At 56.9% G+C, this 13160-nt stretch carries 13 protein-coding genes; 10 read left to right on the top strand and 3 right to left on the bottom strand.

What is annotated here, in order from left to right:
• Positions 1-200: 200 nt before the first annotated feature.
• The 4 genes from EXR70_22535 to EXR70_22520 all read left to right on the top strand — a co-directional run bounded on the left by EXR70_22535 (position 201) and on the right by EXR70_22520 (position 4809).
• Positions 201-1361, top strand: a complete 1161-nt coding sequence (locus EXR70_22535; protein ID MSP41274.1) for a HAMP domain-containing histidine kinase — start codon at positions 201-203, stop codon at positions 1359-1361.
• Between the two features lie 214 nt (positions 1362-1575).
• Complete coding sequence (locus tag EXR70_22530) at positions 1576-2580, top strand: amidohydrolase (protein ID MSP41273.1); 1005 nt, start codon at positions 1576-1578, stop codon at positions 2578-2580.
• A gap of 5 nt (positions 2581-2585) precedes the next feature.
• The gene (locus EXR70_22525) at positions 2586-3587 is read left to right on the top strand and encodes an ABC transporter substrate-binding protein (protein MSP41272.1); all 1002 of its coding nucleotides are present in this window, start codon (positions 2586-2588) and stop codon (positions 3585-3587) included.
• Positions 3588-3672: 85 nt separating this feature from the next.
• Complete coding sequence (locus EXR70_22520; GenBank protein ID MSP41271.1) at positions 3673-4809, top strand: hypothetical protein; 1137 nt, start codon at positions 3673-3675, stop codon at positions 4807-4809.
• Positions 4810-4821: 12 nt separating this feature from the next.
• Here the strand turns inward: EXR70_22520 and EXR70_22515 are convergent, their stop codons facing one another.
• Entirely contained in the window at positions 4822-5292 is a 471-nt protein-coding gene (locus EXR70_22515; GenBank protein ID MSP41270.1) for a methyltransferase domain-containing protein, read from the bottom strand.
• A 230-nt stretch (positions 5293-5522) separates the two neighbouring features.
• Between EXR70_22515 and EXR70_22510 the strand changes: the two genes are divergently transcribed.
• Positions 5523-6245 (top strand): isochorismatase family protein, encoded by a 723-nt coding sequence (locus EXR70_22510; protein ID MSP41269.1) that lies wholly within the window; start codon positions 5523-5525, stop codon positions 6243-6245.
• 9 nt (positions 6246-6254) lie between these two features.
• On the opposite strand, the gene EXR70_22505 is transcribed toward EXR70_22510, so the two are convergent.
• Positions 6255-7010 carry a sulfite exporter TauE/SafE family protein gene (locus tag EXR70_22505; protein MSP41268.1) on the bottom strand — a complete coding sequence of 252 codons (756 nt, stop codon included), beginning with the start codon at positions 7008-7010 and terminating at the stop codon, positions 6255-6257.
• A 15-nt stretch (positions 7011-7025) separates the two neighbouring features.
• On the opposite strand from EXR70_22505, the gene EXR70_22500 reads away from it, so the two are divergent.
• Positions 7026-7478, top strand: a complete 453-nt coding sequence (locus EXR70_22500; GenBank protein ID MSP41267.1) for an isoprenylcysteine carboxylmethyltransferase family protein — start codon at positions 7026-7028, stop codon at positions 7476-7478.
• A gap of 73 nt (positions 7479-7551) precedes the next feature.
• On the opposite strand, the gene EXR70_22495 is transcribed toward EXR70_22500, so the two are convergent.
• Positions 7552-9315: a UbiD family decarboxylase gene (locus EXR70_22495; protein MSP41266.1), complete on the bottom strand. Its 1764-nt coding sequence runs from the start codon at positions 9313-9315 to the stop codon at positions 7552-7554.
• A 133-nt stretch (positions 9316-9448) separates the two neighbouring features.
• Between EXR70_22495 and EXR70_22490 the strand changes: the two genes are divergently transcribed.
• The 4 genes from EXR70_22490 (at position 9449) to EXR70_22475 (ending at position 13016) form a co-directional block, all read left to right on the top strand.
• Positions 9449-10897: a PAS domain S-box protein gene (locus EXR70_22490; protein MSP41265.1), complete on the top strand. Its 1449-nt coding sequence runs from the start codon at positions 9449-9451 to the stop codon at positions 10895-10897.
• Positions 10898-10939: 42 nt separating this feature from the next.
• The gene (locus EXR70_22485) at positions 10940-11920 is read left to right on the top strand and encodes a hybrid sensor histidine kinase/response regulator (GenBank protein ID MSP41264.1); all 981 of its coding nucleotides are present in this window, start codon (positions 10940-10942) and stop codon (positions 11918-11920) included.
• Positions 11921-12066: 146 nt separating this feature from the next.
• Entirely contained in the window at positions 12067-12852 is a 786-nt protein-coding gene (locus tag EXR70_22480) for a hypothetical protein (GenBank protein ID MSP41263.1), read from the top strand.
• A complete protein-coding gene (locus tag EXR70_22475; protein MSP41262.1) occupies positions 12831-13016 on the top strand; it encodes a hypothetical protein in 186 nt (61 codons plus the stop codon). The genes EXR70_22480 and EXR70_22475 overlap by 22 nt, the downstream gene beginning before the upstream one ends.
• The last annotated feature ends 144 nt before the right edge of the window (positions 13017-13160 follow it).

The following is a 13160-nucleotide window of genomic DNA, read 5'->3' as shown; positions in this document are numbered from 1 at the left end:
CGGCCTCAACCACGGTGATCTCGCTGCGATATACTCGTTGAATTACGTCTAGTCGTTTCTCGTCTTTCATTGTCAGGGTTGTCATCCTTCCACCCTGACATAATTACGTTGCCGTTAACCCCTGACATAATCACTTTGCTACAACACCAGTAAAAAGCAAACTTTGCCGCACGCCACCGATCTGTTATCCTAATGGCGGAATGAGTTTACACCAACAACAAGCGGCGGTTTTTTGTGCCACCGTCGTGGTCATCTTCGGCATCCTCGGCGCCGGCATTTGGTTGATCGCTCAGCGGCTCACCACCGAAGCGACGCTGCAAACTGCTCTGTTGATGGCGCGCCAAGTCGAAATCGCTCTGGCCGACAGCCTGCGCGAGCGCTCCGTGCTCATCCCGGCCCAACCGACGCAAAAGAACGCGCCGTCCTTCTGGGATTTTCTCGGCAGGGTTTTTCCCAAGGGCAAAGCCGAGAAGCCCGCCGGCCCGACCCGCATCACGACATCGCGTCACGGCGATGTCAAAGGATTGATGCAGGCGTTCGTCGATCGCAGCGCCAGCATCGAGGCGATGTGGGTGGTTAACTCTGAAGGCCGGCTGCTTTACACTTCGGTGGAAGGCGAGAAAGACAAGACGCAGATCGGCGGCGAAATCATGGACCAGCTGCGCCGCGGTGAAACCATCATCGACTCCAAGAAACAAGGAGACGGCACCGCCTACGATATCTGGGTGCCGCTGCAGATGCCCAAAGGCGTGCAAGGTCCGGGCGGGTTGCGTCTGTGGGTCAATCCCGCCGATTGGACTGGCTTGCTCGCCGGCCTTTGGCGTCAGCTAGTCTGGCTATTCGCCCTCGGCGGCGCTGTCGCTTTGATCGCCGCTTTTCTTACTACCGCGCTTTACACCCGCCGCTTTCGTTTGATCAGCGAGACGCTACGCCAAGCCGAAGCGGGAACCTACGCGAACCGACCGCAATATTCTAGCCGCGACGAAGTCGGCGCCAGTTTGGACTTGATCGACCGCTTGGTCATGAAGCAGCGCAAGAACGTCGGCGCGCCGGCGCCGGTGCAAAGATTGGCGATCGCCGCGCGCACGCTCGCCCATGAAGTAAAGACGCCGCTCAATGCCTTGGCAATTCACCTGGAAGTGCTGCGCGGCAAAATCGGCGCCGCCGTGGGTCGTCCCGGCGCCGGCGCGGCGATCGGCGGTGCCCTTGGCTTAGGCGCCGGCGCGCTCATCGGCGATCAATTCCAAGGCCATGAAATTACCAGCGCCCAGCAACAGCAACAGATCAACCGCAACCAGGCCGAGATCAATCGCAACCGCCAAGACATCCAAAAGTTGCAACGCCAAAGCGGCGAATACTAAGTCGCCGGCTTTGCCGCGCAGCCAAGCCCGCGCCGGGAACACGCGGTCACTTGGCTGCGCGGGCTTCACGCTTAGACAGTTGCAACCAATCCGTTCATTGCTGCCACCGCGTTAGTGCCGATCACGCCGCCGATTGACAGAATCCACCGACAGCGACTATTCTCCGCAAAGTTGAGTCTTCAGCGACTCGGGTTTAATTTTAGGAGGATCAGTCATGAACACCATCGATGCCGACGGCCATATCGTCGAGACAAATGCTGATATCAGAAAATATCTTGCCGAGCCCTTCAATAAGCGCGGCGGCCCACTACTTCCGTCCGACGGTTTGGACACCGGGCTGGGCGGTTTAGTTGGCGGGCTGGAACATGTCGACATCCCGACCCGGCTCAGCGACATGGACAAGGAGAAGATCGATGTTTCGGTGCTATTTCCCACCAGTAGTTTCGCCGTCAACGGTTTCATGGAGCGAGAGTACGCCGTGGCTTACGCCCATGCCTACAATGATTTTATCGCCGACGTGTGTAAACAAAGTCCGCGGCTAAAAGCGGTTGGGTTGGTCGCTTTGCAGGATCCCGAGGCGGCGGTGGCCGAGGCTAATCGCGCGGTCACCAAGCTTGGACTCAGTTCCATCGCGGTGGCGACCCAAGGCATGAAAGAGCATCTCGGTTCGAAGAGTTTCTGGCCGCTCTACGAAGAGATGCAGCGCCTAAATGTTCCGCTCAGCGTGCACAATCGACGCGAGGCTCCCGCCGGCGACAAACGTTTCGACAGCTTTATTTTCATGCACACGATTGGCCGCCCAGTGGAAACCTTCATTCAATTTGCCGGCTTGATGTACGGTGGCATTCCGGAAAAATTTCCCAAGCTGAGAATTTCTTTTCTCGAGTGCGGCGTGGGTTGGGCGCCTTATTGGATCGAACGCATGGATGAGGAATGGGAAAAGCGCGGCAAAGTCGAAGCGCCGCTGTGTAAACACAAGCCCAGTGAATATATCGCTCAGGGCAACTGGTTTTTCGCCTTCGAACCGGAGGAAGAGACCTTGCCCTATGCCATCGAGCGCATTGGCGACGACAAGATCCTTTTCGCCTCGGACTATCCCCACTGGGACGGTATGTTTCCCAACGTGACGAAAACCATCCGCGGCCGCAAGGATATTTCCGAACAAGCGAAGAACCGCCTGCTGGGAGAAAATGCCAAGCGGCTCTACGGCTGGAACTGATTGAAATGAACTGTCGATTATTCGCTTTCTTGTTTCTCGCGCCGAGTCTCGTTCCAGCGCCCCACGCCGCAGCAGCCGATGCTCAGCCGCTGCGCAAGGTGCGCATGGCGTTCACTTCGTTGTCATCGGTGATGTGCCCGCCGTGGATCGCCCGTGAGGTCGGCATCTTCAACAAATATGGCTTGGATGTCGAAGTGATCGCCACGCCCACGGGCGTCGAAGGCATGAACGCGCTGATCGCCGGTGAAGTGCAATTCTTGCAAATCTCCGGCGGCACCAGCGCCAGCGCCGCCTTGGGTGGCGCCGATGTCATGGTGGTCGGCACGACGCTCGACGCGCTGGTACAAAATCTAATCGCGCGGCCGGAAATTGAAAAAGCCGAGCAATTGAAAGGCAAGTCTGTCGGCATCACCCGTTTCGGCACCTCCATCGATGTCGGCGCGCGTATGGCGCTCAAGCACTTTGGCCTGGTACCGGAGAAAGAGGTCGCCATCGTCCAGGTCGGCGGCATGGAGTCGATGGTCACCGCGCTACAAACCAATCGCATTCAAGCCGGTATTCTTTCTTACCCGGCTATCACACAAGCATTGAAATTGGGCAACCGTGTTTTGCTCGACGTCGCGTCGTTGGGCATCCCGTACGCCTTTACCGGCATCACCACCCGCGGCCGCTTGATCAAGGAAGATCCAGATCTCGTGCGCCGCTACCTGATGGCGCAGACCGAAGCCATCGCCCGCGCCAAGCGCGATAAGAATCTCGCCCTCAAAGTCATGGCGAAGTATCTGCGCACGGCCAATCCTAACGCGCTGGCCGAGTCCTACGACATCGACGTGCAAAAATATATGCTGCGCGTGCCGCTGACGACGGTGGAAGCGATGAAATCGGTGCTCGACGATCTCGCCGGCAGAGTTCCCAAGGCCAAAGACGCCGAGCCAAGAAGATTTTTCGATGACACTTTCGTCAAGCAAATGCAGTCCAGCGGTTTTATCGATGGACTGTACCGCTAATCGCAGACTGATTGAAATCCTGCGCAGTGGTTGAATCTGCCGCGGCGCGCTTATAAAAAGATTCCCATACATTGGAGGTTATACCATGCGCGTCATCGATGCCGACGGCCACGTCGAAGAAAATCCCATTACATTCAGCGATAAATATTTCGCTCCGGAGTTTCGCCCCCATCGCCCGCAAGTAGTGCCGGGAACCGACGAAGGTCTCGCCTATTGGATGATCGACGAGCAACTGTTTCCCCGCCGCGTCGGCCGCGGCTGCAATAATTTAGGCACGCCGGCGAGCATCAACGGTAAACCGGTGCGTCACGCCCAGCGTAAACCCGACACTTTAGGCAGTATGGAGCTGACCAGTTTAAAGGAACGCTTGCAGATCATGGACGAAGAAAACATCTGGCTCCAGGTTCTCTATCCAACACTCTTCCTCGCTTATCCACTTAGTTCTAATCCGGCTTACACCAGCGCCATGTGCGACGCTTACAACCGTTGGCTCGGCGATGTGCTCGGCGGTCAAGAGCGGCTCAAATGGGTTGGCGTCGCCAACCTCGACGACATTCCCAGCGCAGTTAAACAAGTCAGAGAAGTAAAGCAGCTCGGCGGCGTCGGTATGATGATTCTCGGCACCGCCGGCGATCGTTTGCTCGACGATGACAGCCTGCTGCCATTTTACGAAGCCGTCGCCAGCGCCGATTTGCCCCTCGCCGTCCATGTTGGCTGGGCCTGTCCGGCGCTCAACAATCTCTACACCCACATTTATCCGTCCGGCGTAATTCCGTTCTTGATGCCGGTGTTGATGGGCATGGTTTCGATGATGAGCGGCGGCATCTTCGACCGCTTCCCGAACATGCGCGTGGTCTATCTCGAAGCCGGCTGTCTATGGGTTCATTTCATTCTCGAACGTTTGCATCACCGCTTCGAACATTCCGGCAAGAATTTATCCAACATCGTATCGCGCACCGCGCCGATCCAAAAGCTTACGCCCATGGATTACATCAAGCAGGGCAACATATATTTTAGTTCGGAAGTGGAAGATATTTTGCTGCCCCATGTGCTCGAACTGGTCGGCGAAGGGCAAATGATGTTCGCCTCGGACATGCCCCATGGCGACCGCGAACGTTTCGCCGCGAAAATGTTGCAGGACCGCAAAGATATCTCGGATCTAGCAAAGGGGAAAATTTTAGAAGCGAACCCGGTAAAGTTTTATCGCTTGCCGGGCTTTTAGTCGACACGGGAATTATTTTGCCGGCGGGCGAATTTCGAAAAGCATCACTTGGTGATCGTGCAGCAGCGTTCCTTTGACCTGTTCGACTCGCACCGGCTGCCAACCGGCGATGGGAAAATCATGGGACACCACTCGGGTACCGGGCTTGAGCTGGCGCTCCAAGATCGGTCTGAGTTTGGCGTTAAACTCCGGCAGCATGTAAAGCGTCACGACGGTTGCCGGTGAAGCGTCGATGGTGAAAGCGTCCTGGGCGCGGAACTCAACCAGATGATCGACTTTTTCTCGAAAGGCAATATTGCGCGCGCGCAGCACTAAGTCTTGATCGATCTCGATGCCGACGCCGCGCGCGCCAAACTTTTTCGCCGCACGAATGATGATCGCACCGTCGCCGCTGCCGATGTCGTAGATCAAATCGCCAGCTTTTACCTGCGCCATTTCGAGCATGCGATCGATCACTTCCTCGCTCGATCGGACGAAGGGCACTTCACCCTCAGTCCACTGCGCGACCACCGAACCGCAGCCGGCGGCCAGCGGCAAGAGCAATGCCAGCGCCAACCGAATCAAAATATTTTGCCTCATCATGCCCGTCCCCTCGTGTTCATCGCATTTACGGTTATATAAAATTGCCCGTGGGAGAGCCAGCGCTGGATTGACTTTACAATCGGTTTGTAATGAATATCGACGATATGGGCGCAAACCTGGGAGGATAAATCATGGTGAGCTGGGATGACATTCTAACCGCGCGCGATAAAGAAGTTTTCGCGCTATCCGGTTTCGGCAAAAAAGCCGGCTTCGGCCAACGGCCGGCGCTGCTGATCATCGACGTCAATTACAATTTTACCGGCGACAAACCCGAGCCGATTTTAGAGTCCGTGAAACGCTTCCGCACCAGTTGCGGCGCGGAAGGTTGGGACGGCGTCCATGCGATTCGCGAGTTGCTCGGTGCAGCGCGCAAGAAGCATGTGCCGACTTTCTACACCACGGCGGAAGAGAATCGCGCCAATTCGACGGTTCTCGTTGGCGGCTGGGCAGCCAAGAGCAATCGCACCACCGAAGACATGACCGAGCAGTGGGAAAAAGCCAATCAGATCGTCGAAGAAATCGCTCCCCAGCGAGGTGACATCGTCGTGCACAAGCAGAAACCCAGCGCGTTCTTCGGCACTCCGTTGATGAGCATGTTGAATGAGGTCCACGCCGACACGCTGATCGTCGCGGGAACCACCACCAGTGGCTGCGTGCGCGCCAGCGTCATCGACGCCTTCTCCTACAACCTAAAAGTGTCGGTCGTCGAAGAATGCGTCTTCGACCGCGGCCAGGCCTCGCACAAGATCAATCTGTTCGACATGGCGATGAAATACGCCGACGTGATCCCGCTCAATGAAACCATCGACTACATTCAGAGTCTGCCAAATAACCTCTACGCGCCGGCGCTATAATTCAGTTCATTAGGAACGCGCTTGGATCAGCGCCCGGGCGATCAGAATCACGCCGATGATCGACAGCAACACCATCAGCCCGCGGCTGAAGGTCTTCTGATTCACCCGATCCTGAGTTTTCAAACCGGCGTAGAAACCGAGCATGGTAAAGAGCACCACTTGCAGCGACAGCGTGAGGGTATTCCAGTTGAACAGATTCCAAGTCGACACCGCGATCAATTGAGTGGTCTTGGTGATCATGAAGATGGTCGCCACGGATTTGACGAAGCTACGTTTTTCTAATTTCAAGCTGTAGAAGTAAATGGCTAGAACGGGTCCTGCCGCATTGGTCATACCATTGAGAAAGCCGCTCAAGAAACCGACGATCGGCGAGAATATTTTTTCCGCCGCCGGTGAAATCGTAAAATCGAACTTCAATAGGTTGGAAACGACGAAGACGATCACCATGATGCCGAGGCAAAGATTGAGCGCCCAAAGCGGCAGCATTACTAGAACCATGGTACCGATGAAAACGCCGATGATGGTCAGACCGATCATCGATCTGAAGCGGTGCAATACGGCGCTCGGAAAACCGTCGCGCAACACCTGGGTCACGTCCATCAGCAGATTGGGCAATATCAGAATCGTCACGGCGATGCGGATGTCCAACAGCAACGCCACCGTCGGTGTGGCGATCAACGGAAATCCCAAACCGGTGGCGCCTTTGACGAAGGCGGCGAATAACAACGCGACGCCGACCAGAGTATGTGTTAGATCGAAGGACATAGTGTTTGTCTAACGATGAGATTTTTTAGCCGCACGCCGGTCAGAACCTTCGTGATCTATCCCGCGGTCGCTTTAGCTTGGGAGTTGGCAATCGAGGGCAACGAATTCCAACCCAACCTCTGGTTCGCGCCGCTGATGGTTTGGGGTTATTTGCAATATCGCCTGTGCGGCCGCCATCGAGTGCGCATCGGCGGCGGTGGTCCGGGGCTGGAAACTCCGCCCGATCGCCTCGTCGATAGCGGCCTCTATCATTACACGCGCAACCCGATGTACCTGGGCCACATTATCTTTCTTATCGGTCTCACGCTCACGCTCAAATCTTGGTTCGCGGCAATAATTACCATCGCCACGGCGATCTGGTTTCATACTCGCGTGATCGGCGACGAGACAAAATTAGTTGAACGATTGGGCCAACCCTACGTCGATTATCTGACTCAAGTAAAACGCTGGATACCGGGAATCTTCTGAGACCCCGGTGTTTCGAGTTCTGAGTTTCGGGTTTCGTGTCAACTCGGAACTCCAAACTCGAAACGAATTCGTTTTAGGTTTTTTTCCTCTGCCCCGTCTGCTTCGTGCCGGTCTCGAAGTAATCGCCCTTGACCGCCAGATCCGCTTCTTCTTCATCTTGGATGGTCCAGGCGCCCAAGCTGTAGCCGTACCAAGGCATGCGCGGTTTAAGCGGCGGTAGTTCTAGCTCTTCCCAAATCTGTTTCGATCTCTCCATGAACTCTTTTTTCGGCAACGACACCGGTGTGTAGGGCCAGGGCCGAATGGCGTTGATCAGCAACGCCGAGGTCGAGCCCGGCCGTTTCTCTTCGCTTTCCAGTCCTGGCGGATAGGTCGACGGATCGAGGCCGGGCATTTTGCCTTTGGCTATGACCACGTCTTCATCGGGGCGCATGTTGTAACAGATCGCCCAATTGACCATCGCCGGATCGCGAATGTCGATATCTTCATCCACCGCAATGCAAACCTTGGCATAGCTGCCAGTAAAGCCGGCGGTGGCGTGGAGCGCGCGCCAGCCTTCAGCCTTGGTGGCTTTGCGCATTTTGATCACGCAGTAGGCTTGGCCGCTGCCGCTCACCTCATCGTGCAAGGCGACATCGAGCACCGCCGAGTTGCCGCTGTCGTGGCGCAATAATTTATAAATAATTTTTTCCGTGCCGGTGTGTTTGATCTTGCTCGACTCGCTGGGCGGAAACTGACTCATCAATGCGGTGTAGATCGCGTCGCGCCGGTGGGTAATGCAGGTGACTTCTAAGAATGGCGACACCGTGCGGTGGCCCATGTAACCGGGATATTCGCCGAAGGGACCTTCAGGCTCGACGATATCGGTGGGAATCGTGCCTTCGATGATGATCTCCGCCGTCGCCGGCACGAGTAGATCCACGGTTTTCGCCTGCACGACCTCCACCGGTTCGCCGGCCAAGCCACCGGCCAGACGATACTCGTCGAAGTCGTAAGGAATCTTCGCCGTCGCCGAGTAGGCAATGCTCGGCACCACGCCGATGGCGATGCAGGCCTCCAAGCGCTGCCCTTTGGCTTTCGCCTTGCGCCAGTGCTGGCCCATGTGCTGGGAAGTGAACAGACCGCCGGTGCGGTTCGCCGATTTAATCTGGCTGCGATAGTTGCCGATGTTGTAGATGCCGGTGTCGGGATCCTTGGTGATCCAGTTCGCCGAAGTTAAATACGGCGCATTGTCGAAGCCCGGCGTCGAGATCGGCACCGGAATCATGTCGAGACCATGGCCGTTGAGAAGATCCTGGCCTTGCCAGACCATTTCGTGCGCCGGCGCTTTGCTAATTTTCACCGGTTCGAAGGGATGGAGCTGCGCTTGGTTCCAGCGCTCGGGGATTTCATCCGGCTCGCACATCATACCGATGGCGTAAATCTCGGTGGTCGCCGCTAAAGTACCCACCGTCACCGGCATCGAGTAGCGTTTGCCTTTGGAGTCGATGACGTTCTCGAACATGAACGCCTTGCGGTCGGACTCTTCCAAGCCGCGAAATTGCCAGCGCACCAGCGGCATGAGTTCAGTGTCCTTGTTGATTTCGCGCTTGATGCGCACCAATTTGCCGCGCGCTTCCAACGCTTTTAAGTGTTCGCGAAAATCTCGATAATATTTTTGCGCCATGAAAAACTCCCGGTAAATAGTTATGTCGTCATCTATTGTCTGCGCCAGCGAGGTTGTCAAGCAACCGTTGGCGTCAAGCAGCGACGCTCGTAGATAACCAGAACTTTCCCGCCCGCGACCAGTTCTTGCCGTTCGCCGCCAATTGGCCGGCGATGTCTGCCGGCGCGCCATGGTAAAGCAATGCCGGTGTCGTGGAGCTTTGCGCCGCGCGCGTTGGTGGCAGACGAAAGTATTAATAAGAATCCTTGTATGGCGTTGAATAGGTTTGATAAACTATCGACTCGTCGTGAATCCTGACAAACCTATGCAAAACCCGCAGCGGCCATTCACTTCCGCCGATCCTGATGCCCAATCGGCGGATAAATTAGCGCCCGTCAAAGGGCGCGCCCAGGTGCCATTTTTGTGGCTGCTCGGTCCGCTCGCGATTGTCGCGATTTATTTGCTCGACATGTGGATGCCGAGCCATTTAACCATCCCATTTTGTTACGTAGCTACTTTAGTTTTGTTGGTCGCGGTGGCGGGTAAGCGCGAGAAACTTCTGATCGCCGGCGTTTGCAGCGCAATTTTAATCATCGATTTTTATTTCCTGGCGCGTAACCCAATGGGGTTAGCCTGGGCTCAAGGCCTCAGTCACGGTCTCGCCATCGTCATGATTTGGAGCGTAACAACCCTTGGATGGCGCCATGCCAGTGTCGAAGAAAGCATGCGCGCCAACCAGCGCATCGCCAACGAAAGATTGGCGCTCATCAATACGATCTACGTCTCGGCGCCGGTGGGTCTGTGCTTTCTCGACCGCGAGCTGCGTTACGTGTCGGTCAACAACGCGCTGGCGGAAATGGCCGGTCATCCGCCGGATTTTTATCTCGGCAAGTTGATCCGCGATGCCGTGCCGGAACTGGCCGAGGTGATCGAAGCGCACCATCATCGGGTCATCGAAAGCGGCCAGCCGGTGGTCGATGTCGAAGTCAACGCCACGACTCAGGCCCAGCCCAACGAGCAACGTTATTGGCTCAGCAGTTATTATCCGGTGCGCGACCAGACCGGCGAGCTACTCGGCGTCAATGTCGCCGTGCGCGACATCACCCGGCGCAAACAGGCCGACGCCAATGCGCTTTTCTTACTCGATGTCGGCGAGTGCATCCGCTTCGCCGCCGACGGCGACGAATTGCTTTGGGCCGTTTCCATCGCCCTCGGCGAGCATCTGCGAGCGAGCCGCTGCGTCTTCGTCGCCATCGATGGCGACCAAGATCGCATCGTGGTCCAACGCGATTACCACCCGCACATGCCGTCGTTGATCGGCAGCTATTCGCTAAGCAGCTTGGCTCCCGCGCTCCTCGACGCCGGCCGGCTCGGTCAAACCATCGTGGTCAACGATATCGGCAGCGATCCACGCACTGCGGCGATCGTCGAGCCGGCGCGCCGCTTCGGCATTGGCGCCGCCGTCGCAGTGCCCTTGGTGCGCGACGGCCAATTGATTTCGGCCATCATCGTTGCGATGGCCCATGCCCACGAATGGAACGAGCGCGAAGTCGCCTTGATCAATCTGGTCGCCGAACGAACCTGGGAAGCGGTGCAGAAATTACAACTCGACAGCGCGCTGCGTGAAAGCGACGCGGCGTTGCGCGATGCCGACCGGCGTAAAGACGAATTTCTCGCGACCCTCGCCCATGAACTGCGCAATCCCCTATCGCTCATGCGCAACGTCGTCACGCTCCAACAATCCGCCGGCACGCCCCACGCCGATCCCAAATAGGGCAAGGATATCATCGAGCGTCAGGTCAACTATCTCACCCGCTTGACCGACGATTTATTCGATGTCAGCCGCATCACCAGGAAAAAATTGGACTTGCAAAAAGAAAAATTGAACTTGACCGAAGTGATTCAAGCGGCGGTCGAATCCTGCCGGCCGCTCATCGAACAACGGCGCCACGAGCTGATCGTGACCATGTCCACGGACGCGATCTACGTCGACGCCGACCGGGTACGCTTGACGCAAGTTTTTATGAACCTGTTGAACAACGCCGCCAAATACACTCCCGATTCAGGCCAGATTTGGTTGAACGTCGAGCCCGCCGGCGACACCGTCGAAGTGCGCGTCAAAGATACCGGCCTCGGCATCGCGCCGGAGAATTTGCCGCGGCTCTTCGAACTGTTTTATCAGGTCGATCGTTCCTTCACGCGCTCCGAAGGTGGATTGGGCCTAGGCTTGACCTTGGTTCATCGCCTGGTTGAACTGCACGGCGGCAAGGTCGAGGCGCGCAGTGCGGGGGTCAATCGCGGCAGTGAATTCATCGTCCGGCTGCCGGTGTTGGAGAATAAGTCTAACACCATCGAATCCGCTGAGATCCATGACAACGGTGCCGTCGCAGCCATTCGCTGCCGGCGAATTTTAGTCGCCGACGATTTTCCCCAGTCAGCCGAGACCTTGGCGCAGTTGCTGCGCCGCGAAGGATTCGAAGTGCGCGTCGCCCAGGACGGCGTCGAAGCGTTTCAAACCGCCGCCGAGTTTCGTCCCGACGTGATCGTCATAGACATCGCCATGCCCAAACTCAACGGCTACGAAGCCGCGCGCAAAATCCGCGCGCAATCTTGGGGCGGCGAGATCATGCTGATCGCGTTGACCGGATGGGGCCAACAACAAGACCGTCAGCGCACCCAAGACGCCGGCTTCAATGCCCATCTGACCAAACCGGTCAACTACAACACGATCATGGAGCTCTTGGAAAATATCACGCCAGCCGCAGTCAGTGCCACCAGTCAATTTCTCACCCACTAAATCGCCAGCCGCATTCGACAACTGTCAGCGCTACTGCGCGGCGGGCGTGGAATTATCCGCCCAGCTTTTAGTTGGATTTTCCCTCGCAATCCGGTTCTGACTTGTGTTACTTGTTCGCCTCGAAGTCACGAGATTAAACAAAATCAATGTTCGACGCGTTCATCGAAGGATTGTTTCTAGTCCTACAGTGGAAAGCTTTCAGCTTGATGCTGGTCGGCATGGCGCTGGGATTCTGCGTCGGCCTACTTCCTGGCATCGGCGGCGCGGCGACTCTCTCATTGATGATTCCCTTCGTTTTCAAAATGCAGCCCGCCGAAGCGTTCGCCTTTCTGCTCGGCATGCATGCCGTCGCCGCGACTACGGGCGACATCACTTCGGTTCTCTTCGGCGTGCCCGGCGAAGCGATTTCGGCCGCCACCGTGGTGGACGGTTACCCGATGGCGAAAAAAGGCGAGGCCGGGCGCGCCCTCGGCGCGGCGCTGATGAGTTCGCTGGTCGGCGCGGTGATCGGCGCCATGGCGCTGGCGCTGGCGATTCCCATCGTCCGGCCGCTAGTGCTCGCCTTCGGTTCGCCGGAGCTGTTCATGCTGTCATTGATCGGCATCTCGTGCATCACCTCGCTCAGCGGCGCCGGTTCGCGCGGCCAGATCAAAGGTTTCGCCATGGGTCTGTTCGGTCTACTGGTCTCGACCATCGGCCAGGAGCGTCAGTCCGGTTCGCTCCGTTACGATATGGGCCTCATGTATTTATGGGAAGGCCTCGACTTCGTGCCGGTGTTGGTCGGCATCTTCGCGATTCCCGAGATCGTCGATCTCGCCGTGCGCGGCACGGCCATCGCCGGCGAACGGCCGGCGGAGAATCTGAGTAGCGGCGTCATAGAAGGGATCAAAGACACCTTTGCCATTTTTGGTTGGTGTTTCGCTGTTCGGTGATCGGCGTCTTCGTCGGCATTCTGCCCGGGGCCGGCGGCGGCGTCGCCCAATGGATGGCCTATGCCCACGCCGTGCAAAGCGCCAAGGACAGTAAAGAGCGTGAAGGATTCGGCAAAGGCGATGTGCGCGGCGTGCTCGGACCGGGCGCAGCGAATAATTCTTAAGGAACCTCTGAACAACTGCCCTGGAAGCAGGGCAGCGGAGGATAGATCGTTTTTTTCGTAATGAGTTACAGTTTTTGCGAAGTTATATCAGATTACATTTTACTCTCGTGGTTAATAGGGTCCTTAGTTTTGCCTCGATTTGCC

Source organism: Deltaproteobacteria bacterium (assembly GCA_009692615.1).
GTDB lineage: Bacteria > Desulfobacterota > Binatia > UBA9968 > UBA9968 > DP-20.
This window is presented reverse-complemented; position numbering and strand designations above follow the sequence as displayed.